Source organism: uncultured Streptococcus sp., assembly GCF_902463925.1.
GTDB lineage: Bacteria > Bacillota > Bacilli > Lactobacillales > Streptococcaceae > Streptococcus.
Map to the genome: position 1 here is coordinate 99,955 of NZ_CABQHE010000003.1, position 26,633 is coordinate 126,587.

At 40.0% G+C, this 26,633-nt stretch carries 19 protein-coding genes, 1 other RNA gene and 2 pseudogenes; 4 read left to right on the forward strand and 18 right to left on the reverse strand.

Features of this window, described 5'->3' with window-relative positions:
* Positions 1–55: 55 nt before the first annotated feature.
* Positions 56–973 carry a membrane protein insertase YidC gene (gene yidC / locus RDY04_RS03410; protein ID WP_303952115.1) on the forward strand — a complete coding sequence of 306 codons (918 nt, stop codon included), beginning with the start codon at positions 56–58 and terminating at the stop codon, positions 971–973.
* 207 nt (positions 974–1,180) lie between these two features.
* Here yidC and greA read toward each other — a convergent pair whose 3' ends face one another.
* From greA to RDY04_RS03465, 11 genes are all read right to left on the reverse strand, one after another.
* Positions 1,181–1,663: a transcription elongation factor GreA gene (gene greA, locus RDY04_RS03415; protein ID WP_003095077.1), complete on the reverse strand. Its 483-nt coding sequence runs from the start codon at positions 1,661–1,663 to the stop codon at positions 1,181–1,183.
* A gap of 83 nt (positions 1,664–1,746) precedes the next feature.
* Positions 1,747–3,720: an endolytic transglycosylase MltG gene (mltG, locus tag RDY04_RS03420; protein WP_303952117.1), complete on the reverse strand. Its 1,974-nt coding sequence runs from the start codon at positions 3,718–3,720 to the stop codon at positions 1,747–1,749.
* Positions 3,721–3,819: 99 nt separating this feature from the next.
* Positions 3,820–4,311, reverse strand: a complete 492-nt coding sequence (locus tag RDY04_RS03425; protein ID WP_303952119.1) for a GNAT family N-acetyltransferase — start codon at positions 4,309–4,311, stop codon at positions 3,820–3,822.
* Between the two features lie 59 nt (positions 4,312–4,370).
* Positions 4,371–5,699, reverse strand: coding sequence for a UDP-N-acetylmuramate--L-alanine ligase (gene murC / locus RDY04_RS03430; RefSeq protein ID WP_303952121.1), 1,329 nt, complete (start codon positions 5,697–5,699; stop codon positions 4,371–4,373).
* Positions 5,700–5,725: 26 nt separating this feature from the next.
* A complete protein-coding gene (locus RDY04_RS03435; protein ID WP_295493680.1) occupies positions 5,726–6,442 on the reverse strand; it encodes a hypothetical protein in 717 nt (238 codons plus the stop codon).
* A gap of 155 nt (positions 6,443–6,597) precedes the next feature.
* Positions 6,598–9,693 (reverse strand): DEAD/DEAH box helicase, encoded by a 3,096-nt coding sequence (locus RDY04_RS03440; RefSeq protein WP_303952139.1) that lies wholly within the window; start codon positions 9,691–9,693, stop codon positions 6,598–6,600.
* A 108-nt stretch (positions 9,694–9,801) separates the two neighbouring features.
* Entirely contained in the window at positions 9,802–11,673 is a 1,872-nt protein-coding gene (locus tag RDY04_RS03445; RefSeq protein WP_303952141.1) for a cell division site-positioning protein MapZ family protein, read from the reverse strand.
* A gap of 2 nt (positions 11,674–11,675) precedes the next feature.
* Positions 11,676–12,842 carry a class I SAM-dependent RNA methyltransferase gene (locus RDY04_RS03450; protein WP_303952143.1) on the reverse strand — a complete coding sequence of 389 codons (1,167 nt, stop codon included), beginning with the start codon at positions 12,840–12,842 and terminating at the stop codon, positions 11,676–11,678.
* Positions 12,843–12,991: 149 nt separating this feature from the next.
* Positions 12,992–13,359: RNase P RNA component class B (gene rnpB / locus RDY04_RS03455), an RNA gene on the reverse strand.
* A 15-nt stretch (positions 13,360–13,374) separates the two neighbouring features.
* The gene (gene gpsB, locus RDY04_RS03460) at positions 13,375–13,707 is read right to left on the reverse strand and encodes a cell division regulator GpsB (protein WP_003095155.1); all 333 of its coding nucleotides are present in this window, start codon (positions 13,705–13,707) and stop codon (positions 13,375–13,377) included.
* A 108-nt stretch (positions 13,708–13,815) separates the two neighbouring features.
* Positions 13,816–14,331, reverse strand: coding sequence for a DUF1273 domain-containing protein (locus RDY04_RS03465; protein ID WP_303952145.1), 516 nt, complete (start codon positions 14,329–14,331; stop codon positions 13,816–13,818).
* A gap of 76 nt (positions 14,332–14,407) precedes the next feature.
* On the opposite strand from RDY04_RS03465, the gene recU reads away from it, so the two are divergent.
* A complete protein-coding gene (gene recU, locus RDY04_RS03470; protein ID WP_295493692.1) occupies positions 14,408–15,004 on the forward strand; it encodes a Holliday junction resolvase RecU in 597 nt (198 codons plus the stop codon).
* Positions 15,004–17,295: a penicillin-binding protein PBP1A gene (gene pbp1a, locus RDY04_RS03475; RefSeq protein ID WP_303952148.1), complete on the forward strand. Its 2,292-nt coding sequence runs from the start codon at positions 15,004–15,006 to the stop codon at positions 17,293–17,295. Before recU ends, pbp1a begins: the two co-directional genes overlap by 1 nt.
* 108 nt (positions 17,296–17,403) lie before the next feature.
* Here pbp1a and pepC read toward each other — a convergent pair whose 3' ends face one another.
* The 4 genes from pepC to RDY04_RS03495 form a co-directional block, all read right to left on the reverse strand.
* Positions 17,404–18,741: an aminopeptidase C gene (pepC, locus tag RDY04_RS03480; RefSeq protein ID WP_303952149.1), complete on the reverse strand. Its 1,338-nt coding sequence runs from the start codon at positions 18,739–18,741 to the stop codon at positions 17,404–17,406.
* Between the two features lie 101 nt (positions 18,742–18,842).
* Positions 18,843–19,283, reverse strand: coding sequence for a DUF805 domain-containing protein (locus tag RDY04_RS03485; RefSeq protein WP_048788635.1), 441 nt, complete (start codon positions 19,281–19,283; stop codon positions 18,843–18,845).
* A 15-nt stretch (positions 19,284–19,298) separates the two neighbouring features.
* The gene (gene nadE, locus RDY04_RS03490; protein WP_303952152.1) at positions 19,299–20,120 is read right to left on the reverse strand and encodes an ammonia-dependent NAD(+) synthetase; all 822 of its coding nucleotides are present in this window, start codon (positions 20,118–20,120) and stop codon (positions 19,299–19,301) included.
* Between the two features lie 11 nt (positions 20,121–20,131).
* Complete coding sequence (locus tag RDY04_RS03495; protein WP_303952153.1) at positions 20,132–21,586, reverse strand: nicotinate phosphoribosyltransferase; 1,455 nt, start codon at positions 21,584–21,586, stop codon at positions 20,132–20,134.
* 234 nt (positions 21,587–21,820) lie between these two features.
* Here RDY04_RS03495 and RDY04_RS03500 point away from each other — a divergent pair.
* Positions 21,821–22,658: pseudogene (locus RDY04_RS03500) on the forward strand (IS30 family transposase); the annotation flags it as partial.
* Positions 22,659–22,988: 330 nt separating this feature from the next.
* On the opposite strand, the gene ldcB reads toward RDY04_RS03500, so the two are convergent.
* From ldcB to RDY04_RS03510, 3 genes and pseudogenes are all read right to left on the reverse strand, one after another.
* Positions 22,989–24,725, reverse strand: coding sequence for an LD-carboxypeptidase LdcB/DacB (gene ldcB / locus RDY04_RS09580; protein ID WP_374110363.1), 1,737 nt, complete (start codon positions 24,723–24,725; stop codon positions 22,989–22,991).
* A 6-nt stretch (positions 24,726–24,731) separates the two neighbouring features.
* Positions 24,732–25,946: pseudogene (locus RDY04_RS09585) on the reverse strand (SH3 domain-containing protein); the annotation flags it as partial.
* Between the two features lie 54 nt (positions 25,947–26,000).
* Positions 26,001–26,624 (reverse strand): hypothetical protein, encoded by a 624-nt coding sequence (locus RDY04_RS03510; RefSeq protein WP_126428969.1) that lies wholly within the window; start codon positions 26,622–26,624, stop codon positions 26,001–26,003.
* Positions 26,625–26,633: the final 9 nt, after the last annotated feature.

Consider the following 26,633-nt stretch of genomic DNA (forward strand, 5'->3'; position numbering starts at 1 on the left):
CCTTAAAAAAGGGTAAAATAGACAAGTATAACTAAAAAACAAAAGGAATGATATTGTGAATAAAAATCAAAAACGTCTAGCCCTGATGGGGCTTGCTGCCAGCATGCTTTTCTTCCTATCAGGATGTGTGAGCCTTGATAAGTCTGGTAATCCCACTGGTTGGGTCTGGAACCTACTTGGTCGTCCTATGAGCCACGTCATCACCTACTTCGCAAATAATCTTGGTCTGGGATTTGGGCTTGGTATTATCTTCGTAACCATCATTGTTCGTTTGATTATCTTACCACTTGGTCTTCACCAATCTCGTAGTGCAGCCTACCAATCAGCAAAACGTGAGTACCTTGCTCCTATCTTGGAACCAATCAACGAACGTTTGCGTAACGCTGAAACTCAAGAAGAAAAAATGGCTGCTCAGTCTGAACTCATGCAAGCTCAGCGTGAAAACGGTCTTAGTTTGATGGGGGGTGTTGGATGTCTTCCTCTATTGATTCAGTTTCCATTCTTCTCAGCGCTTTACTACGCAGCTCGTTACACTCCTGGTGTACTCAAGGATGACTTCCTCTGGTTTAACCTCGGTCATCGTGACTTCCCATTGATTATCATCATTGCCGCTCTGTACTATTTCCAATCTTGGTTGTCTATTCAACAAGTTCCTGAGGAGCAACGTAAGCAAATGGCGGCGACTATGTACAGCATGCCAATCATGATGATTTTCTTTGGTATTAGCTCACCTGCAGCCGTAATCCTTTACTGGTTCGTTGGTGGTATCTTCTCTATTATCCAGCAGTTGATTACTAACTATATCATCAAACCTCGCTTAAAAGAGAAAGTTGCTGAAGAGTTCAAAAAGAATCCTCCAAAAGCCCCTCGTACAACACCAAACAAGCGTAAAGATGTTACTCCAAAAAATACCCAAGCAATTGCAGATAAACCCCAAAAAAATCGTAACGCTGGTAAACAAAATCGTAAATAAGCTACAAAGCACTCTTGGCAAATGCCAAGAGTGCTTTTCTCATAGATTAATTCAGACCAGCCTAACTCCTAATATCCCTGGTAACTAAAAAAGGAGTAAGACAGAACAAACGTTCTGCCTCACTCCCACAAGGATCAAACAACTACTACATCATGTAGGTATTTCGATGTTTGTTCAAATACTGGACAATTTTGTCCTAACATTTGCTTAGGCTGTTTTTTCTACACTAAGGATTTCAACAGAGTAGCTACCTGCTGGTGATTCGATAGCTACTTTATCTCCAACTTTCTTACCAATCAAGGCTTGAGCAATTGGGCTTTCATTTGAAATTTTACCTGAGAAAATATCAGCACCGGCTGCACCAACGATATGGTAAGTATCTTTGTCGCTTGTACCAACTTCTTGCACAACAACTGTTTTACCAATCGCAACTTCGTCATTAGCAACAGCATCACTATCAACGATTTCTGCGTAACGAATCTTTGTTTCAAGAATTTGAATTTGACCTTCAACAAAGGCTTGCTCATCTTTAGCCGCCTCATACTCAGAGTTTTCTGAAAGGTCACCATAAGAACGGGCAATCTTGATTCGTTCTACAACTTCTGGACGACGTACGAGTTTGTACTCCTCCAATTCTGCTTCAAGTTGTTCTTTTTCTGCTAGGGTCATTACATATGTTTTTTCTGCCATTTTTTTCTCTTTCCTATTTTTTAGCCAGTCGGTTTAAAATCAAACTCAGTAGTCAGTTACAAAATTTTAATTAACCAATCAGACTATTTATCTTTTAGTTTGCTATTAATATAAGTTTCAACATTGTGCTGGTGCTCTTCATAGCTCTCAGCAAAATAGACATTACCAGTGGATACATCCGCCACAAAGTACATGTACTTGGTAGAAGATGGATTGATAACCGCTTCTATTGCCGACAGACTAGGACTATCTACAGGACCAGGCATCAACCCTTTATGAACATAATCATTATAAAGGGAGTCAATATTCGTATCAATCGTTACATCTTCTTTCAAGGTCGTTTCTTGACCAAGTTTTCCAAGAGCATAAAGAACTGCGATATTACTTTGCAAGGCCATGTCTGAATCAAGACGATTATAGAAAACGCTAGCAATGTTTTTACGGTCATCGTCAGTTGCTCCCTCTTTTTCAACAAGAGAAGCTAAAGTCAAGATCTCATTAACATTGTGGTTACTTGATGAGATTGTTGCATAGTATGGTGATAGGTAGGTGTCCATCGTAGAGAGCATTTCCTCTGCCAAAGATTCCACCGTCGTATCGTCATGAATGTTATAAGTCGCTGGGAACAGATAACCCTCTAGGACATACTTAGCATCTGTATCCTTCGGAAGGTTTGCCAACAAGGTTGGGTACTTCGCTTTCATCTTAGTAAGAAAAACATCATCCTTCATAAGTTTCAAGAAATCTTTTGCCTTAAGTCCAGTAGATGAATGTTTACCTTTTTTAGCTGATGAATTAACTTCAATCGCCTTGGCGATTTGCTCAATGGTGTATCCTTCTTTAACCAAGACTGTACCCAGAGATGGTTCCTGAGGCTTATCACTTCCTTTTTTCTGAAGTGCCTCAATAATTTCATCCATAGTCATACTAGGCTGAAGGTTATAGTAACCACTTTTTAGATTTGAAATGTTCTTAAATTTGGTATAGTAATTAAAGACTTTACCAGATTTAATGACACCAGCTGATTCCAACAACTGACCGATGTAACTGCTACCTGAATTTTCAGGAATTTCAACACTAATAAACTTAGTCGACTTGACATCTTTTGCACCAACTGCATCACTAACATATCGATAACCAAAGAATCCAGCTAATGATAAGATAAGAATCAAGAAGACAATGATGTTTCTTGCAATTCGTCCTGCACGACGATTATTTTTATTGCGTTTTTGATTTCGGTTGGAGCGTGAAATTGGTTCTTCGTCGATGATTTCGTCCTGTTTAACATCTTTTGGCGAAGACTTTTTCTTCTTCACTTTCTTACGTTTCTTTTTGTTAGCTTTTCCAGAGGCTGCTAAAGCAATACTCTCATCACCCTCATTGTCATCAGTTACTAGGTCTGACTGAACTCTTACTGGTTCAGAGTGATTACTTGCTGTATGATGTTCCTGCAAAAATGCTTTTTTTTGACGTTCTGATGTCATCTTGGACACCAATTCTTTAGGATCCGTGTAGATAGATTCTTTAGCCTTAGCTTCAATGAGCTCCTTAGCAACATATGCAGGAATATATTCTTCCTCTAATTCCGCGTTAAGACTAGTTTCCCAAACTGGACGTTTAAAACGACGTTTCGACAATTCAGTCTCCTGAGGAATAATTAAATTTTTCTCCTTATCAACTTGTTCTTTAGGACTTGATATTACGTTTGAATGGACATCAGGAGCTAAAGAGTCAGCTTGAGAATTAGAAGACAAGTCAACACTATCTTGAAAATCTCGAGCCGTCTCAGAAGTCATAGTTTTAGCTATAGCACTATGAGCAACAGAATGAGAACTCAAATTTTGGTTACTTACTTTATTTGACGCTGATCCAGAATCGATTGCATGGCTATCAGCTGACATTGAAAGTGGTGTCTCGGGCATAGTTGCACTTTTTTTATACTCCTCCTCACGAAGAGAACGGAGCCGTGTCGCTTCTTGTAAATCTCGAAGAAGCTGATTTTTAAAGCTTAGGCTATCTTCAGCAGATTCAGAGTGTTCGTTATACTTGTCCGTCAAGGCATACCTCCTCTATAGTAACAAACGCCATTATATCTTAAAAAGTCAGTTAATGCAAATCAATTGGTTCTTTGTCACAGTAACGTAACACTGGCATTACTAGCCTTCTGGGTTCTCCCAGACCATATTATACCAGATGCTACCGCCATGGTTTGATTTGGATTCTCCTTCGTCAATGAAACCATTCATCTCATAGTAGGTAATCAGGTAATCATGACAAGTCAAGCTAATCCCTTGACGTTTTTGAGCAATAGCTAGGTCTTTAAGAGCTGCAATCAAGGATGTTCCAACACCTTGCCCTTTAAAGTCTTTGGAGATAGATAAACTAGTAACTGCGATATAGCCTCCTTGACTAGCATTAGGAGCCACTTTATGGAACAGGTCATCTGTGAGATAACGTTCCGCAATCACAGGTCCTTCTATATAACCAGCTACAATTCCATCAATTTCAGCAATTAGGAAGGTATCGCAAATTGTCTCTAAACGCTCTGCAATAGCCTCTGGTGTAGCAGCCTCTTCAGGCGAAAAATTATCTTGTTCGATACGAACAACATCAGTCCAATCATTCGTTCTAGCGTGTCGAATAATCATCTAAAATCCCTTTCTATCCAAGAGAAAGAGCTGAGCGAAATCGCTACAGCCCTAATATATTACATGTGGGTTTGCAAGCTTGCTAGGAGCTCTTCAAATGAACGTTCATAAAGTTGGATGTCTCCAGCTCCCATAAAGACATAGACAGCATTGTCATGGTCAAGGAGAGGTGAGACATTTTCAACTGTAACCACTTTGGCAGGTTTATTGATCTTAGCAGCAAGATCTTCAACCTTAACATCACCATGGTCAACCTCACGCGCTGAACCGTAAATTTGTGCCAAATAAACAGCATCTGCTTCGTTCAAAGCTTCAGCAAATTCATCAAGAAGGGCGATGGTACGTGTGAAGGTATGTGGTTGGAAAATAGCAACAATCTCTTTAGATGGGTACTTTTGACGTGCTGCATCTAGCGTTGCAATAATTTCAGTTGGGTGGTGAGCAAAGTCATCGATGATAACAGTATCACTAATAATTTTCTCTGTGAAACGGCGTTTAACCCCAGAGAAAGTTTTTAGATGTTCCGCAACTAAGGCCATGTCAAAACCAGCTACATACAAGTTAGCAATAACCGCAGTTGCATTCAAGATATTGTGACGACCATAAGCTGGCACATGGAATTCCCCTATAATGTGTCCATCATGTTTCACCTTGAAGTTAGACCCCGTCGTTGTACGAACAATCTCTGCTGCCATGAAGTCATCATTTTCTTCAAAGCCATAATAATAGATTGGTGCATTGGATGTAATTTTACGGAGGTTAGAATCCTCACCGTAAACAAAGAGCCCTTTTTGTACTTGCTTTGCATAATCATCGAATGCTGAGAAAACATCATCAATACTTGTAAAGTAATCTGGATGGTCAAAGTCAATGTTCGTGATAATTGAGTAAGCAGGATGGTACGGCATGAAATGACGTTCATATTCATCTGCTTCAAAGACAAAGTATTGTGCATTGGCAGAACCATGTCCTGTTCCATCACCAATAAGGTATGACGTATCTGTGATGTTTTTCATAGCGTGTGACAAGAGTCCTGTCGTAGAGGTCTTACCATGTGCACCAGCCACACCAAAGCTAGTGAACTGATTCATGAAATGACCCAAAAATTCATGGTAACGCTTAAACTTATAACCATTTTTAATGGCATAAGCAATTTCAACGTTGTTATCTTCACGAAAAGCATTCCCAGCAATCAATTCAACATCTTCAGTGATGTTTTTTTCATCGAAAGGAAGGATTGGAATACCCGCTTGCTCAAGACCACGTTGGGTGAAGTAGTATTTTTCCACATCGGAGCCTTGAACCTTGTGTCCCATTTGATGAAGCATCAAAGCCAAAGCCGACATACCAGATCCTTTAATTCCAATAAAATGATAAGTTTTTGACATAGTTTCTCCTTGCAATTAAACTGCGATTAATTTGCATCTTCTAAATGCGTCAAATTTAGTTCTTGAGCAATTCGGTGTTCACGGTGAGCTTGACGTTCTGGGTAATTATAAACCTGGCTACGTTTCAAGAAGTCATAGCTATTTTTCTTAACGTTCTTACGAGATGGGTTACTAGGTTGTTGATAAGTTGGAGCCACTTCTGCCAAGATATAAGTATCCTGTTTCAGACGATTTGCCAAGTGATGGATTTTTGAGTGTTTCCCATTAGGTGCTAATGTTCTCTTAATAGCACTCACAGGAGCTTCCAAGATAGACGCCGTCACTGGCTCCTTATCCGTTGTTACAGCAACCGCCTCAACAGTAGCCTCAAAGCTTGGTTTATTTTCTACCTTAGGCTTAGCAGCTAGTGAACGGATATTCGTAGATTTAGTTGATTGAACTTCTTGGCGTAGATATTTTTGGCGTTTATCACGTACGTCACGTTTCGCCTTTTCACGGGCTTCTTCAGCATAAGTCATTCCATCCTCTTGTGTTTCAGCTCGGTTTGGAGCCTGCTTACGTTTATGAGCCTTAGCTGACAAGAATTCATGGTCCAGCAAGAAATCGTTATAGTCCTTATCCTGATAAGGACCACGGATATTAGTGATTAAATCTTCATTTTCATATAGACGCATAGAGATAGGTTCTTGCAAGCAAGATTCTCCGTCCGGAATCAGCGGAAATTGTCGTCTTTGGCGATGCATAAAAGACTTCCTTTCGTTTTCGAGATGATGCGTATCTTAATATAAACAATCGGGAATGGGGAGATACGTCTTGCAATATTCTATTATAGCCTAATTCAAAAGATTTGCCTAGTGTCATTTTTATATTTTAGTATTCCAATATTAAATATAACAGATTAAGATATTGCAATACCAAGAATTTCTTTAATATCCTCAACTGTCATGCTAGCACGGCTTTCATTGCCATCTAATACTGTTGTAACGAGATTTTTCTTACCTTCTTGAAGCTCAAGAATCTTCTCTTCGATAGTACCTCTTGTAATCAAACGGAAAACTTCGACATTTTGTTCCTGACCTATACGATGAGCACGACTAATAGCCTGCATTTCCACCGCTGGATTCCACCAAAGGTCAATCAGAATAACTGTATCAGCACCAGTCAAGTTGAGCCCCACACCCCCTGCTTTTAAAGAAATCAAAAAGGCATCTCGACTCCCCTGATTGAAGGCTCTGGTCATCTCCTGACGACTATCAGATGGGGTAGACCCCGTTAATTTATAAGAGGAAATACCCAATTCTTCCAAAAGGCCTTCTGTAATATCTAACATCCCACGAAATTGTGAAAAAATAAGGACACGATGGTCTGATTCCTTAATTTGACTAAGTAGGTCTCTAAGACTATCTAATTTCCCACTATCACCAGCGTAATCCATAAAGAGGGCTGGGGTATCACAGATTTGTCGTAAGCGGGTAATTCCTGACAAGATTTCCACCTTATGACGGTTGATTTCCTGATCACTTGCCGAAATTAATCCTTGTTGCATCTGTTGCAATTGTGCTAAATAGATAGCCTTTTGAGCATCTGACAATTCACTTTGGTGAGTGATTTCAATCAAATCTGGTAGATCAGGAAGAACCTCTTCTTTTTTACGTCTTAGAATAAAGGGAGAAATATACCTAGCCACTTCCTTAGGTGTTAACTTAAGAAACGTTTTCTTAGCTGGTAAAAGTCCTGGTAGAATAATCTGGAAAATAGACCAAATCTCCAACAAATGATTTTCAATAGGCGTTCCAGATAGTGCTAAGCAATGTGGAACAGAAAAATCACGTAGATATTGGGCAATCTTTGTCTGTGTATTCTTCATGACCTGAGCCTCATCGAGAATGAGATAGTCATATTTGCCAGCCTTATAAGCATCAAAATCCTGACGGAAGGAAGCGTAGCTTGTAATGATAATCTGGTGGTCTTCGGCAATGATGTCATCACGTTTTGGCTTGAGTCCATAAGAAACCTCCACATCTAACTGAGGAGCGAACTTTTTAAACTCATCCTGCCAATTGTAAATCAGGCTTGATGGTGACAAAACCAAAACTCGTTGTCCTTCTTCTAAATGTGCAGAGAGATAGGCAATAGTTTGCAAAGTTTTCCCCAACCCCATATCATCGGCTAAGATACCCCCAAAACCATAGTGATGCAACATAGATAGCCACTGAACACCTTTTTCCTGGTAGGGACGAAGACCAGCTTCTACCTTATAGGTTGGCAAATCAAAGGTCTCTGGCTTACTCAAATGTTGCGTTAAGAGTTGGAAATCTTTTGAAAAACGAACAGAATCACTTTCTGAAAGAGCATCCATCAATTGATAGGCAGTTAATTGATGGAGTTCTAGGTGACCTTTTCCTGAATAACGAGCTCTCAGAGTTTTGAGACTCTCACTAATACGATGCGTCGCTTCGTCAAAAACAATCAACTGACCACTACGATTGATAAAATAGGGCGAGCTTTCCATCAAGGCTGCTAAAGCATGATCCACATCTTCGTCGTCAAGACTTGAAAAATCAAAGGAAATATCTAATAAATTTCCCTGACGCTCTACCTGAACCTGTGGACTCTGCTCAACCCGTAAGTCACGTAACTCTTGTCCAATCAGAACCGTTCCTGCATTTTCAAAATCTGGTAGAGTATTCGCAAAGAAATCATAGAGCTCTTGACTGCTACTTAATCGTTTAGATGACTGAAAATCAGGGGTGAATCCATGCTTAGACATCAAACGAAAAACAGCCTGCTCATGACGATAGTTACTAGTAAATCCTAAACGGCTCAACTCTTGGCGATCATGTACCAAAAAACCATCAAAATCAAAGGCTAATGTAAGAATAACCTCACTGTCACCTTTCAGATTAAAGCGAAACCTCGGTGTAAAATCCTTGATATTAAAAGCTTTTGGTGCCTTAACCGGCCCCATAGTCTTAAAATCAAAAAGACTAGCAGCCAAGATAGCTTGTTCATCGAGATTAAAGCTGACGTGCTTATTCAAATCGCTTCCGATTGGAAGAGAGCGTAAGCCAACCAAAAGTTTTTGTTGTTTTCTATTCAGACGATAAAAAACACCTTGATAAAAGAGAATACGATTATTAAAAAAGGCCTGACTATTCTTCTCAGCGACAGTCAATTCAATCATCTTGGGCTCGACACAAATATCAAACGAGAAGAGATTGGCATCAGCAGTCAAATCCTCGACCAAAAGTTGGCGGTATTCAGTTCCTTCCCATTCAAACCTAAAGCCATCCAAATCTTGCATCCGTCTCAAACCTTCCTCAAAAAAACCGTAGGGGAGACAAAGGTGACGTGCATTATTCGGTAAAATAAAGTCTAAATTAGTCTTGGCTTCATCCGGAATCATCCGTCCTAGGTAGTTTAAAAATGCCTGTGAAGCCTGGTCAAATTGAATAAGTGATAGGGGTTCATAGTAGTTCTTACCTATCTGATAATAACCCTCAGCCTCTACAAGTTTGAGAAAGGCAGGAATATCTCGAATAACATAAGAACGTTCATCTGGTAAGCGACGTAAACGTATACTCCACCAAATTTCTGAACCAAAGGTAGACTCCTCTCCCTCTACCATCAAGCTATATCTAACGGTATCATCTTCATTCAGGGAAATCCCTTCTAAAAATAAACCACCAAAAGAGTGACCTCGCTCTTGACCTTGAGAGGACTCTTGTTCCTCTTCCAGTTCTGCCAAGAGGTGCTGGCCTTCTTTATCATTTTTTAGATAATACTCAACCGCCGCCAAATGGGGACAATAGCCTTTTTGAGCGAAATAATCACAGTCACACGTGATTTCAGAATCATCAAGCGCATAAATTAAATGATGTTGGCCAACTGTCGTGTCCAACTGAGTTTCTGAGACCTGATGAATGGCAATTAGACCCTTTTCAAAAAGTTTAATCCCCTCATTACGGACCCTACCCGGCATCAATTTCGCCATAGTATTCACCCCTATCTTATCCCTCTATTATAGCACAAAATTCTTATAAACTCGGCCTTCACCAAGATAAAACAAAAAACACTCCCTAGGGAGTGTCATCGATTATTATTAATAATCAAGTTTATCTGAGTGACCTGAACCATTACCAACATAGTAACCTGTCTTACAGTTGATACTAAAGAGATAAGTTCCATCTGGAAGGTACATGTTGTAGTAACCATTTCCGTTGATGATGTTGACTGGCTCAAGGATAAAGTTATCTCCTGAGAAGTACCCGCGTGAGTGAGATGTTGCAATAATCTTATCAAGAACACCATTAGCCCAAGTCCAAGCTGGATTACTTGTATCCGCTACTACGTTTGCATTATAAGGCACACGAGAGCGATCACGTTGAAGGATAGATGGATTGTAATTTACGATGCCTCGTGTCACAACTGTTGAAGTTGCAGCTGTACCACCAGTAGTTCCTCCAGTCGCACCAGTTGAACCAGTTGCACCTGAGTTAGCTGATCCAGATGTGTTATCTCCCGAAGGAGTAGCAGTATTAACACTTTCAGAAGCTGTCGCTGCAGACGTTGCACTTGCAGCTTTAGCCTTTTCTTCAATCTGTGTTTTACCGCCCTTAATGGCTTCTTGGATAGTGCTATCAAGACTAGCATTGCCAGTATTTGTTACACGTTCTGAAAGATCATTAAAGTTTGCATCAGATTTAACTGAGATAGAGGCATTATAGCTACCGTCTACAAGAGCATCTGATTCATACTTACTATTGACTTTTTCAATAGCTTCGATTTGTTTCTTCAAGTTATCGTATTTGGCCTTAGCTGCATCATAATACTTGGTTTTTTCCAATTTTTTAAGTAGTTTTTCCAAGTCTGATAGCTTACCAAATTGATCATTAGCTAGTTTTGTCTGCTCATCATCTGTGAAGAAATTCTTATACATGTCTTCGAAGGCTTTATTATCAGAAGTTGATGCATCCTTGCTTGATGATGGTATTACTGCTGAAGAAGCAGTGCTTGTAGTTTTCGCAGATTGGCTATGTGTTCCTTTATAAAGAGCATAGCCACCACCAATTATAGCTAGAGCAAGAACCGTGAGAGCAGCGATAACAACACCCTTACGGCGATAAAGTGGAATATCACCATCAAAGAAACCCTTATGAGATGGAGAATTAGACCCTGAAGAGATTCTATCTTCTTCTGATGGATGATTAACTGTCATAGACACTTTTGGTGTCGCTTTTGCTTCATCAGCTTTAACTCCTGTTACACCAGCAACTGTTGTGGCAATAGCTTCTAAGTCGATTGTTTCTGAGACTTCGACATCTTCCAACAGAGGTTTAGAGTCTTGTGGCTCAGAAGCCTTGTCATCAGCAGGTAAGGTACTTCCTGGTTCCGAATCATCAATATTGTCTACCATATCAGCGTTATCAACTTGTTGATTAGTTGATCTAGCCGTTGCAGCAAGGGCTTCACCAAGATCGAATTTTTCTGCTTCTGACGTGATAAAACGATCAGCATTAGTTGATGTTATTATGGTTTCAGAGCTTTGACTTTCTGGTTTCACAGTGATTTCAGGTTCAACAGAAGCTTGAGTATCATCTTCCTTAGCGTCAGTTGTGCCCGAACCAAAAGTCATAGGTGTTACTGTTTCATCAGCAGTCGTTGAGTTGGTTGCCTCATTAGCCATTGATTGAGCAATCAGACCTGAATCAGCAAATTCCTGACGTTGCTTTTGAATGAAGGCATACAAGGGTGATGTATCGCCATCTGCTTCAATTTTCTTTGAAAATTTTTGTGAGGTAACTTCCTCACGATGTTGCTTAATATACTTATCCAAAATACTATCTGTTTCGGTTACACCAGCATTAATCTCAGCTTCTTTGCGGACAGCCTCACCGACTGTCATTTCCTTGGCATCTTGGAAATCTAACTCTTGGCTTTCTTCATAGCCATCTTGTGTTTTATCTTCTGACACGTTTAATTTACCTTTCTAGCCTCAGAACGGCGAACACGCTCTCCAAAATATTGATACAAATCAACGCGAAGAGTCCCGTTATAAAGCTTACGTTTTTTATCAGCTTTCATGCCGTATTTACTTTCAAATTGTTCATCACTGGTCAAGATAAACTTGCTCCACGTTTTAAGCGGCACAAAAGTTTGACCCATTTCATTATACAAGATATCCACAGCCTTGTCATCCAACAAGCGCTCCCCATAAGGAGGATTTGAAATAATGACACCGTTGATTTTATCTGTTTTCAAGTCCTGTAAACGCATTTGTTTCAATTTAACAACATCTTCAAGTCCAGCTTCGCGAGCATTAGCCTTAGCAATCTCAACCATACGGCTATCAATATCACAACCCATAATGTCTAATTCAACATCGTAATTTGCCTTGTTGTCTGCTTCATCACGTACCGACTGTACTAAATCTTTATCTACCCAATTCCATGCTTCAAAGGCAAAATCACGATTAAATCCTGGTGCAATGTTCATACCAATCATTGCAGCCTCAATACAGAAGGTCCCTGAACCACAAGTCGGGTCAATCAACGGTTTATCCGGATACCAGTTACTAAGTTCAAGGATAGCAGCCGCCATATTTTCCTTAATAGGTGCCCCACCTTTATCAGTACGGTAGCCACGCTTAAAGAGACTAGCACCTGTGGTATCAATCAAAACCGTAGCCTTATCCTTTAAAATAGAAACTTCAATCTTAAATTCCGCTCCTGTTTCTTGAAGAGGCACTCCTTCCGGACGGTGGAAATACTTCTGTAATTTTTTAACGACAGCTTTTTTTGAAATTGCCTGAACAGACGGCTCATTATGGAGCTTTGATTTAACACATTTAGCTTTTGAAATTGGGAACTTTGCACCTAAGGGAAGATAATTTTCCCAGTCCAAGGCATAAACTCCTTGAAAAAGCTCCTCAAAAGTACGTGCTGGAAACTCTCCCACCACAATCTTGATACGGTCTGCAGCTCTCAACCAAAGGTTAGTTTCAGCAATTGCACGAACATCTCCTTGGAAACGCACCTTACCATTTTCAACCTGAGTCTCATACCCCAACTCACGTAGTTCTCGTCCAACCACAGCTTCAAGTCCGGCTGCAGCAGTTGCTACTAATGTAAATGTTTCTTTCATTGTCATCCTGTTACCTAACTATTACAAGTACAAACTCCCCTAAACTATAGCTTATTGTTCACTCTTGCCCTTAGTTGGTAGACGCAAAAGAGACGTTTCTTGCTAAAAGAAGGCTGAGACATTTGCCCCAGCCTCACCTATATGCAATTTTCTATAAGCCATGTTTTGTTCCAGAAGTGACTAGGTACCACTTCCTTCGATAATCATCTGTCTACTGCATAGCAGTCAGAATGGTCCGTTCGTTTCCAGCCATCCCATGCCCCTACCAAAGTTTGGGTTGCTAGCTTGAGGGGTTTACCGCGTTCCACTTTTTAGGTTTCCCTAAAAACTCCGTCACTGTGGCACTTTCAGAGCTACTAAAACTTATCCTAAGACTTAGCTAGTTCGCTCGCCGTAACTTGAAAATCAAGTCCCTAGGCTTATTGATTCACCTAGCACAAACACTACTGGCATCACAGCCAGTGCTAGCATGGACTTTCCTCATGGAAGACTAGCAACCATGCGATTATCCAAAAATTGCACAAAACCATTTTTATTCGACGATTTGTTTTCCAAAGACCTCTTTTTCCAAGCGACTGATACGTTTTAAGATATCATAGTTTGAAGCCGAAGCAATATTGGCAGTGGCATATGGTGGTTCACTTGTCGCACTTGCATATGCGGGACGTCTTGCAGGAGCTGATGTCTCCTTAGCCTTCAGTTTTGCATTTTCCTCTTGCAATTCTTTAACTAGAGCAATGTAGACACCGTAATCTTTGATCACATCATCTAAAAACTCATCAACTTCTGTTTTATCATATCCACGCATGCTTGTTTTAAATTCTTGTTCGTAGATTTTCTTGGGCGTTAAATTAATCTTAGCCATTATTCTTCTCCAATACTTATCTTATCTAACTTACTAATACTTTACAGTCTAATGCTTTCATGATACAGAAAAAAATATAAAAATGCAAGTTTAAAACTCAATTATGTCCTATTCCGACATGACTTCATTGAGGTCATCAAAAGTCAATCGAAATAAGGGATAATCGCTTGCATCTATTATCATATTGTAAAAATATTTCAAATTTGTTTCATTTTCAGGCTCATAAAATAAATAAGCTTGGTCTGTATTATCGATGAGAAACTGGTTAAATTGTTTGAACTGAGCTGGCGATTGATAAGCTGGAAAACTATACTTTACGAAATCAACTTGTTTAAAGGTTGCCAATTTTGCTTGGTTAGCTTCATTCCAATTCTGACCGTGTGTTTCAAATGGAAATAATGTCGCTAACCTCAAAGGATAGTCTTTCTGAAGTTCCTTAGCCACTTCCAGCGCCCAAAATTCAAAACCAAGGTTCCCAGTAAAAATCATCCAATCCACACCTTCATCTAAAAAACGTTTAAGATCACGTTTGATTGCCTTCTTAATGATGTTTACCTTAGGGTCCTTGTCTTTAAAAATACCAAGTTCAAAGCTCTTATAGCCTGTTATGAGTAGTGATGTCATTTATTGTTTTCCTCGTTCATTTTATGGTATAATGAAATAGTCTTTATGCATATCTTATAAAGAGGAAGGGAAAGAAATGGTAAACTATCCCCATCAGATATCTCGTAAGATAGCACAAGTACGTACTAAAAAATCGAATAGAGTTGACTTTGCCAATCGGGGAATGAACTTTGAATCTGCTATTAATGCGACTAATGATTACTATTTGTCGCGTGGCTTAGCTGTTATTCATAAGAAACCTACACCTATTCAGATCGTCAAAGTCGATTATCCAAAACGCTCACGAGCAAAGATTGTAGAAGCTTACTTTAGGCAAGCCTCAACTACCGACTACTCTGGTGTCTACAAAGGATACTATATTGATTTTGAAGCCAAAGAGACACGGCAAAAGACATCTATGCCTATGAAAAACTTTCATGCGCATCAAATTGAGCACATGTCTCAGGTCATCAATCAAGATGGAATCTGCTTCGTGCTACTTCACTTTTCAACGCTTAAGGAAACCTACCTTCTGCCTGCCAAAGACTTAATCGCTTTTTATCGAATTGATAAGGGGACAAAATCAATGCCTCTTGATTATATCAAAAAAAGAGGTTATGCAATCGCAGAGGCAGCTTATCCTCAAGTTCCTTATTTAGAAATCATTGAAAAATTATTAGGTGGTAACACATAATGGCTAAATTTAATTTCAGCAACTTTAAAGAATCACTTAACGGTTTAACTAAACGTGCTAAACACACACAGGTTAAACGTTCAGATTCTTCTCGCTATAGCAAAGGAAAACGCTCAGCTGCTTCAGATCAAAGTTTAGGATGGCGTATTGTAAAATACGGTTTTATTGGACTACTGACTTTCTTTGTAATCTGTGTCATTGCTGGTGGTGGACTCTTTGCTTACTATGTTAGCAGTGTTCCTAAACTTACCGAGAATAAGTTGCAATCAACAAACTCAAGTAAGATTTACGATGGTAATGGTAGTCTTATTGCTGACTTGGGATCCGAAAAACGTGAAAGTGCATCAACAGATGAGATTCCTACAACCCTAGTCAATGCAATTACCTCTATCGAGGATAAGCGTTTCTTTACCCATCGCGGCATTGACGTTTATCGTATTATGGGAGCCGCTGTTAACAACCTTCGTCATAACAGCACTCAAGGGGGATCTACACTTGACCAACAGTTGATTAAGTTAGCTTACTTCTCAACTAATACCTCAGACCAAACCCTTAAACGTAAGTCACAAGAAATATGGTTATCTCTCCAAATGGAGCGTCAGTTTACTAAACAAGAAATCTTGACCTTCTACGTTAATAAGGTTTATATGGGTAATGGTTACTACGGTATGAAGACCGCAGCTAAATCTTATTTTGGTAAAGAATTAGGTGACCTCTCAGTTGCCCAAGCAGCTCTTCTTGCTGGCATCCCACAAGCACCAACACAATATGATCCTTATACTAATCCGGATGCTGCTAAAGAACGTCGCAACACTGTTCTTAATGAAATGTATGAAGACAAAAATATTTCTAAAGAAGAGTACGAGCAAGCTAAAGCAACTGATGTATCAGATGGCCTTCTTCCACTTACGAAGAAAGCTAGCTATGAGCCATACTTAGATAACTACATCAAACAAGTTATTGAACAGGTATCTACCGATGCCAACGCTGATATTTACTCAGCAGGTCTCGACGTCTACACTAACCTTAATCCAGATATTCAAAAATATATCTGGAACGTCTATAATACTAACGACTACGTATACTATCCAAACGATAGTCTCCAAGTTGCTTCTACTATTATTGATGTTACTAATGGTCGTGTCGTTGCCCAATTGGGTTCACGTCACCAAGACGAAAACATTGCACTTGGTACCAACCAAGCTGTTCAAACAGACCGTGACTGGGGTTCTACAATGAAACCAATCACTGACTATGCTCCTGCTATTGAAAAAGGTGTTTATACAAACACTGGTACGACTGTTTACGATAATCCTTACAATTTCCCAGGTTCTTCAACACCAGTTTACAACTGGGACCGTAAGTATTACGGAAGCATTTCATTGACTTATGCACTTCAACAATCACGTAACGTTACAGCCGTTAAAGCTCTCCAAGCTGTTGGGTTGGACTATGCCCAGTCCTTCTTGAAAGATTTAGGTATTGAGTATCCAGAAATGTTCTACTCCAATGCCATCTCATCTTCAACATCATCAGCAGATCCTAAGTATGGTGCATCAAGTGAGAAAATGGCCGCAGCCTATGCAGCCTTTGCAAATGGTGGTACTTACTATAAACCTTCTTACATTAAATCAATCAAATTTGAAGACGGTTCAACAAAATCATTTGATTCTAAAGGTGTTGAAGCTATGTCACCACAAACAGCTTACATGATGTCAAGTATGTTGAAACAAGTATTGACAGGTGGTACAGCAACTGAAGCTTATGTTCCTGGTACAATCAATGCTGGTAAGACTGGTACATCTAACTACGATGACGATGAGTACTATAAAGTACAAAAAGAAAGTGGTGTCTATGCTGACCTTATGGTTCCGGATGAAACTTTCGTTGGTTATAATACTAAGTATGCAATGGCGATTTGGACAGGTTACAAAAACCGTAAAACACCAGTTTATGGTTCAGACCTTGATATCGCTAAACAAATCTACGGTGTAACAAGTAGCTACCTTAACCAGATGTATGGTGCTGGTTCTGAAGATTTTGAAATGCCTAGTGGTGTTTATAACAATGGTAGCTATGTCTTCCTTACTGGTTCTTCAACATCAAATGTTTACACAGGATCACTAGGAACATCTAGCTCATCATCAAGTTGGGACTCAAGCCAAAGCAGTGACTCATCAAGTTCACAAGATAGTCAACAGTACGGGCCTGATGCTTCAACAAATCCATCGACATCAGCCTCTAATGGCTCTGAACATTCAAATTCAAACACTGCTACAGTAGATGAGTAAAAGGAATTGAAAAGAGTTATCCATTGGATAGCTCTTTTTACAACCATAAATTTTAATGAAGCCAACTAAAAACACTGGAATTTTATCCAGTGTTTTTGAGATATCCTCTTATTTTGAAGCAAGAGCCCCCATTGGGTCCCAGGGAGCAAGTACCTGTGGTTCTGCTTCATAGGCTGCTAATTCTTCAGCTGTAAGGAAGTCTTTACGGACAACGATTTGATAAGTGTATTCATCCATCCAGGCATCAGAAGCGACAAAGTAACCTTTTTGTCCAACCTTGTCTCCCCAAGAGTTTTCAACCTTCCATTTAATTGGTTTACCATCGGCATCCAAATCAACTCCGGTCAATACCATGGCATGAGTCATGAGAGATTCACTGTAATCCAAACGTCCTGCCTTGTCTTGAGTCAAGTTAATATCCATGCTAGCTGTAAAGTCATAAACATTAGTTGCAAGAATACCTTTTTGACGGTCTGAGACTTGACCAACATCTGAACCAAACCAAATAGTCTCTCCAGCCTTCATCTGTGCAATGGCAAGCTCTTTGAAACGATCCATTGGGAGGTTAATATAACGCACACTTGGCGCACCTACAACATTACCCAACATCTCAACAGTATAAGATTTTCCGTAAGGTTTATCAGCTGTTGGAGCGTTAATAACTGACACATAGTCGCTTAGTTTAAGACCCACATATTTTTCAAAGAAAGCTTGTGGTGTGATATTTTTCTCAGATTGATAGTTGTCATCTTTATCTCGGTAGGCAAAATCAAACTGACGTGGTGGTAAACCAAGAGTCATGGCAAGATAATTGAAAATTTCTTGAAGAAGTTGTTCCTTCTTGGCCTGAACAGAAGCTTGATCGGCACCACCAGCAATCAAATCACGCAAGATTTGAGCATCTTGGCGAAGAAGCTTATTGAGGTATTGATTAAGCTCACGACTATTGCTTGAAGCTACAGATTCTGGATAAACTGATTTTGGTACAACACCATATTTTTCAAAAAGTGATACGACCATATCCCATTGTCCACCATCTTGTTGAGGGGTATCCAAAAGGAATTTAACCTTGCGGCTACCAATTTCTTGATCGGCTGTAGCAATGATTTGTTCCAAGAACCAGTTTGATTTTTCATATTTATCCCAGAAAAATGTGTGTGCTTGAGAAAGCTCGAAACTTTCCAATTTGAAGTCTGAAATCAATTTATGGCGAAAAGTATTAAGGGCCGCAAACATCCAGCAACGTCCTGAAGCTTTTTGGTTAGACACCTCATCTTTAGTCAAATCAATTGAAAAAACATGGTCATTTTCAACTTCTGATTGACGTGTCTCGATAGATTTAAGCAAGCCATTATGAGTTACTGCGTTTTCGATAGCGCCGTACTTGACATTGGCCTCATAATCTGAAAATAGTTTTTCTGTAAAATCTGTTGATAGTGAAGTCATAAGTTTCCTCCTCTTAAGCGTTCTTCCTCCCTATTTTATCACTAATTTCTGAAAATTCAATTTAAAAATAACCCTGGGTCTAACCTAGGGTTACAATAATCTTATTCAACTTTATCAAAAATCGTTTCAGGTGTTGGTTTAGTTGGCTGACACGACATGATTATGAGTACAATGCTTCCAATAGGTGATAAGATAGCCAAGACTGGTATAAGCCCCATACAACTTAGAAGCCCCCAAGCCGGATGAATACCTGCATCTCGTAAACGACGAAATTGAAGGGACAGTTGTGGGATTAGTATGATTAAACCAAAAATTATTATTGGCGACATATGTTTCAAAATCATTTTTTGTATTTCGGCTGAATCATATAATATAGCTGGGTCATTAGACACACTACTGAAGAAAGGAATGAGAACAAAACCTACTACAAGGATAGTATTAATGATGACATTAATCAAGTAAACCCACCAGTAGTCTGGACGAGTTGAACGGCCTCTAAAGTCAAAGGCACGCTTCCAAAAATCAATATAAGCTTTAATCATAACTCATTTCTCCTCTTATTTCCAAAAATCATCAAAAATGGTGATTGGCAAGTGACGTTTGTGTTGACCCTTACGCCACCAATTTTCAATGGTTTCTTGAGCCTTAGCTGATACCTCTTTGCCTTCAAGGTAGTCATCAATTTCACGATAGGTCACTCCAAGTGCCACTTCATCAGCGATTCCTGGTTTGTCCTCTTCCAAGTCAGCTGTTGGCACTTTTTCATATAGGGCCTTGTCAGCACCTAGTTCTGCAAGAAGGGCTGCACCTTGACGCTTGTTTAGACGAAAGAGTGGCAAGATATCTGCACCACCATCACCAAATTTTGTGAAAAAGCCTGTAAGGTTTTCAGCGGCGTGGTCTGTCCCGATAACTGCCCCACTATTTTCACCAGCAACCGCATATTGGGTTATCATACGTTGGCGGGCCTTGATATTTCCCTTGTTGAAGTCAGAAACGGTGACACCTGCTTTGGCAAGTTCAGCAACCTGACCATCTACAGCTTCTTTGATATTAACAGCAAGACTCACATCTGGCTTGATAAAATCAAGAGCACGTTGAGCATCATCTTCATCTGCTTGAACACCATATGGCAATCGAATGGCGATAAACTGATAGTCTTTTCCTGTCTCTGCACGGAGCTCTTCAACCGCAAGTTGTGCCAGACGGCCAGCCAATGTAGAATCTTGACCTCCTGAGATTCCCAAAACATATGTTTTAAGGAATGGATGTTTGAGCATGTAGGCCTTCAAAAAATCAACGGATTTTCGAATTTCTTCCTTTGGATCAATGTTAGGTTTAACGCCTAGTTGAGCAATAATAGTTTCTTGCAAAGTCATAATTTCTCCTTTTACTCTGACAAATCATGGGCTTTCTTACGGACATTATCAATCAAGGTCATCTTGTTATCCCAGACATCTTTAGCCAAGTCAACTGGATAATCTTGAGGGTTAAGCACGCGCTTGTACTCATTCCAAAGTCCGTCCAATTCCTTAGTCGCATAGTTCTTGATTTCATCAAGACTTGGCAAATCATAGATTAGTTGCCCCTTGTCGTAGATTGGGACCAAGAGTGGCACTGCATCGAAATCACGAACAGTCTTATTAATGTAGGTATATGTTGGGTGGAACATATTAATTTCTTCTAAAGCATTAACATCCGTGTCTGCGAAGGTGATATAGTCACCTTCTGATTTGCCCTTAGCACGACTCGTAATACGCCAGACTTGCTTTTTACCTGGTGTCGAAACCTTCTCAGCATTATTGGACAACTTGATAGTATCATGCATGACTCCCTGATCATCCTCGATTGAAACAATCTTGTAGACAGCACCCAAGGCTGGTTGGTCATAGGCAGTGATAAGCTTAGTACCTACTCCCCAAACATCAATCTTAGCCTTCTGCATCTTCAAGTTAAGGATAGTATTTTCATCAAGGTCGTTTGAAGCGTAAATCTTGGCATCAGGGAATCCAGCTGCATCCAGTTGCTTACGGACCTGCTTCGATAGATAAGCCAAGTCACCTGAATCAAGACGAACACCCAAGAAATTGATCTTATCACCAAGCTCTTTAGCGACACGGATAGCATTCGGAACACCAATCTTAAGGGTGTCGTAGGTATCTACAAGGAATACACAGTCCTTATGAGTAGATGCATAGGCTTTAAAGGCGTCATAATCGTTGCTATAGGCTTGAACAAGGGCATGGGCATGAGTACCAGAAACTGGGATTCCAAAAATCTTGCCGGCACGTACATTTGACGTTGCATCAGCACCACCAATCACGGCTGCACGTGTTCCCCAGATTGCTGCATCCATCTCTTGTGCACGACGTGTCCCAAATTCCAACAGAGGAGCATCCTCAATGACAGAACGAATACGAGCTGCCTTGGTAGCAATAAGAATCTGGTAATTGAGGATATTTAGCAAGGCAGTCTCTACTAGCTGACACTGAGCCAAGGGACCTTCCACTTGGAAAATCGGTTCATTGGCAAATACCAAATCACCCTCAAGGGCCGAATTGATAGTCAACTCGAGTTTTAGGTTGGCTAGATAGTCCAGAAAATCCTCAGGATAACCTAAATCTTTTAAATAAGCAATATCAGTTTCTGAGAAGGTCAGATTCTCAAGATAGTTGACAATACGCTCCAAACCTGCGAACACAGCAAAGCCATTTTTAAACGGAAGTTGACGGAAATAAACTTCGAAAACGGCCTTTTTATTGTGAATACCTTGGTTAAAGTAAACCTGCATCATATTAATTTGATACAAGTCAGTGTGCAAGGTTAAACTATCATCTTTATACATGGAATTCCTCCAATCGAATAGGTACTTCTTTTTTTGTTATTAATAGCCTGTATATGCTGACTATTATAGCATTTTTAAGCAATTGTCTCCACTTTTCAGAAAGTTAATTATTATTTGGATTTTCCAATTCTTCTAATGTTTGTATACCCAATTTGTAAAATGAAGCTAGACAGAAAAAGCCATCTATGTTAGGCTCAGACAAACACCACATTTGTCTGAAAGGAACTAACATAAATGACCTATACTCATCTTACCACAAACGAGCTTGTGAGCTTGTAATGATAGAGGCTTACTATCAAGAAAACATAAAAGTATCAGCTATTGTGACTTCACTTGGCAGATCAAAACAGACAATCTACAATGTCATCAATTATATGAAAGAGGGGCACTCTGCTATAAAATCAATAAGAAACGCTGTGGCAGGAATAAAACCAGTCTTACGCAAGCAGAAAAAGATTTTATCCAAACTCATTTAGTTCAAAATTGGAGCCTTGAAGCCATTAAAGGAACTTATCCAGATAGGGTTTCTTGTTCTATGAGAACTCTCTATCGACTAGCAGATCGTGGTATTCTAAAGAAAGAGGATCTCCCTTGGAAAGGCAAAAGAAAACCAAATGATCATAGCGAAAAACGAGGAAAACAAGCATTGCGCAGAGATTTACGTGAGAGAGCAGACAGTTATCCTAATTTTAAGACGGAATTCGGTCATCTAGAAGGGGATACAATTGTGGGAGAAAAACACAAAAGTGCAGTCATTACCTTAGTAGAACGCTGCTCAAAAGCCATCATCACACTGAAAACCAATGGACGGAAAGCAAGTGATATTGAGGCATCCATCAATCAATAGTTGTCTCAAGTTCCCAGTCATCTCTTTAAGTTAATAACTTTTGATTGTGGGAAAGAATTTTCTAATTGGAAATCTATTTCGAATGCACATGACATTGATATTTTCTTTACGGATCCAGGATGTCCTGGCCAACGAGGTCTCAATGAACATTCTAATGGCTTATTAAGACGAAATGGACTACCAAAACAAATGGATTTTACTAATATTTCTCAAAATTATGAGAGTGGGACAGAAATCGGTCATTCGTTAGAATTCGATTTCGTCATCCCAGCTCCGCACAGTTGAGTAGGGCTGTAAAAGCTGATGAAATCAGCTTAGTAGAGCCCACTCAACCACTGCGTCTTGCTCGACAATCCAAAAACAATTGAGAGGCTAGGACTTTTGTCCCACTCTCAAGAAATAGAATTCCTAGAAAATTATTGAATTATCAATCACCCTACCAAGTTTTTCTGAATTACTTGAAAAGTCTAACTTAATCTGACATTTTAGGAACTTTATTATGTAACTCCTAATAAAAAAAGAGCGATACCCAAGTGTCACTCCTTTTAACTACGATTAACTAACGGCAATGTATCTTCTACTACCACTATAGGCAATGTAAGAAATCCATTGATGTCCATCTGCTGTGAGAACTTTGTCATAATTGACGGAATTTCCTGCATCGTAGTATGCAAGCTCTGGACTGGAAACCTTAGGTTCTGCCTTGATAGAGGAACGGCTTGTAAAGTGGTAAGTACCTCGTTGAGTAAGGCTAGTAGTAGTGCTAGTGTTTGCTGTGCTAGATGACGTTGTATTGGTATAATCGCCACCGTCAAAGCCGAAGTATTCTTCTAAGCTTTTACCAGACTCATAAACTTCTTTGGCTTCTTTTCCAATATAGCGGATGTGCCATGCTTCTGGCATGTAACCAGTCACGGACTCTTTACCTGGTTGGTATCTCACGACAAAACCGTATTTGTAGGCGTTATTGTTGAGCCAGTCAGTTGCTGTTTTATCCTCGAGCAGATTGCCAGACCTGTCGGTCAAGTCGTAAGCAAGACCTGTTTGGTGTTCGCTGTAGCCAGCTCGTGCAGAATAACGATCTGCTGCGGCATATCCGTCTCTATTGGCATAATTTTGATAAAGCGTTTTTTGAGTGTCATAACTTCTAAAACCGCTGTAAGCACGACCAACGTTAAACCCTTGGTTAATCATGTCATTGCGCAGACGGACAAAGGCAGCTTTGGCTGTGGCATCTTCGCCAGGATTATAAGATGGAGATAATGGGTACTTCTTGTTGGCGATGATAATGTCGTCGTATTTACCCTTAATGCTATAGTAAGAGCCATTAGATGTCACTTTGTTTGAAGTCGTTTCAGTTGTAGATTCTCCTGCAACTGTGGTTCTTGTCGCAGCGATACCTTTCAAGCTGCCATCGTTTTGGACATAGTACAAGTGAGCATTGTATTCACCAGTGTTATTTTTGTGGTCACTAATCTTAACCGCCACCTTGTAATCACCAGAGTTTTGCTTAGTCGCATCATACCAAATGATATCATCTTGTCCACCTTGGCTTGACCAGACAGGCACTTTCACTGCTTTGACACCTTGGGTGTCAGAGACATTGCTGACAACAACATCAAAGCCTTTAGCAGTCACATTTTCCACCTTGATGTTTCCTGTTACAACACTAGGTTTACTTGCTGTTGCTTCTGCTTTAGGTGTATCTTGTCCCACTTTGTTAAGCGCTACATAGCGACGAATACCGCTGTAGCTGACGTAAGAAATCCAGCTGTAATCATCAGCAACTAAGGCTTTATCATAGTTGACACTTTCACCCTTTTTAAACTCAAATTGTACTGGACTTGAAAGTTTAGCTTCGTTGTGTACTTCTACAGTATTTGTGAAGGTATACTTACCACTTGATGGGAGGCTTGGTTTAACTTCCTTCATTAAAGTAGTTGATTTTGCCTCTTCTTTTTGGGATGTTTCAGCAGAAGTTTTTTCGACTTTGTTGAGAGCAACATAACGGCGAGTTCCACTGTAGCTGACATAAGAAATCCAATTGTAATCATCGGAAGTTAAAACTTTGTCATAGTTGACTCGATCACCTTTTCGGAATTCAAACTGTACTGGGCTTGAAATCTTAGCATCATTACGTACATCAGCTTTATCAGTGAAAATATAAGTACCATTTGCAGGCAAAGTCGATGCTTCTGACTTGGTAGTAGTTGCTGGTTTACTTTCTTCTTTTTGTGGTGTTTGAGTCTTTGGAGTATCAACTGTTGCCTTTTCTACTTTGTTAAGTGACACATAACGACGGATACCGCTGTAGCTAACATAAGAAATCCAGTTGTAATCATCGGAAGTTAAAACTTTGTCATAGTAGACTCGATCACCTTTTCGGAATTCAAACTGTACTGGACTTGAAAGTTTAGGGTCATTGCGTACTTGTGCTGTATCTTGGAAAACATAGGTTCCAGTAGCAGATTGTGGTTTGCGGTTCTTGCTTGTTTCAGTGCTTTCAGGTTCTGTCACTTCTTCAAGCACCTTAGTTAGTTCTCCTACCTTAGCATAGCGACGAATACCACTGTAGCTGACGTAAGAAATCCAGCGAGCATTCTCAGCGTCTAAGACTTTATCATAGTTAACTTGGTTACCTTTGTTAAAGTAGAAAGAGACGCTACTATTGGTACTTGGTGTGGTATACACGGCTGTCTTTTCAGTGAAAGTGTAGCGACCACTAGCTGGCAATTCTGGACCAGTGATGACTTCTTTAACGACTTTGTCTTTGACTGGTTCTTCGGGAGTTTTGCTTTCTTCCTTAGAAGTATCGTCTTTTGTAGTCGTTGCAGTTGGTGTTTCAGCCTTCTCAGGTGTTTTTACTGTTTCAGAATCACTTGGTTTAGTAGTTGTTGGAGTAGTTACTGGTGTTTCTGTTGGTTTTGTGCTCGTAGGCGTAGTCGCAGGTGTTTCTGTTTTTAGAGCAGAGTCATCTTTGAAACTATAAGTTGTACCTGCTGGTAAGCTGTCTTTGTTGGTAATAAAGGAGTCTGCAGTTGGTGTTTGTCCTTGACGGACTGTTTGTGTGCGAACAGTTGGTTCATTCTTATCAGCGTCAGTTTGTCCAGCAACAGTATAGTGGACTTGTACTTCATCTGTTGAGCCATCTGGATAAGTAACCACAACAGTCTTGGTGACATCAGTAGATGAGCTTGCAGGCGTCACACTGTCAGACACAGCTGATGCTCGCGGCTGTGTTGAGGTTGTACTTTCTGTAGTTGATGGCGCTGTCTGGGCAACTGTAGAGGGTTGTGCTTGAGTGGTAGTATCTACTGTAGTAGCAGGTTGAGTTGGTGCAACATTTGTTGAAGTTGTTGTACTTTCTGCAACTGGTGCCGCTGTTGTTTGGTCAGCATGTGCGACTTGAGCGTTTGCCATATAGGCACAGCCAATCAAGACAGATGCTGCACCAAAAGCGTATTTGCGAATGGAATAGCGTTGTTTTTCATGATGATAATTAACTTTATTCATGATGTTTTTACCTCTTACATTCTTCGATATAAGTATCGTCCTTTTCTTTTTCTATCAATGCCCTACATCTGAATAAGCAATGTAAAATCGAACTTCTTGGTCACGATTTTTTTGAACAAAGCTGTACCAATTGTCACCATTAGCGAAGATGTATTTATCCCATTGTATGTCCCCTTGAGGTTGCACATAAGCAACACCACCGTCTTTGTTAGGTTCAGTATAAACAGGGGTGTCCTGTGTCAGTGTCAAAGTACCAGAAGTGGCTTCCCAACCGCCATAACCTGTTTTCGGATCAGATTCAGAAGTTGTGGTTCCAGCTTGATTAGCACTGTTACCTTGACTTGGAACAGGTTGAGATGGTGTTTGAGCTTGCGCTTGTTTTGGTGCTGTAGTTGTTGCACTAGAAGCGGCACTGGAAGCGACACTAGCTTCACTACTTTTAGCCTCGGTACTAGAGTCTACTTGCGTAGAACTAGAGGAGCTACTTGATTTCTTTGAAGAGCTCTTTGTCAAACTCTTACTGCTAGAGGATGACATTTTGCTGGTCTTTGTATCCTTACTGTAGAAGCCACTTTTATCTACTTTACTACTACCACAACCTTTTAATAATACAAAAGCAAGTAAGATAACCAATACGGCTGCTAGCAAACTTGTAACGATTTTAATTGTTTTTTTCATCATAATCAC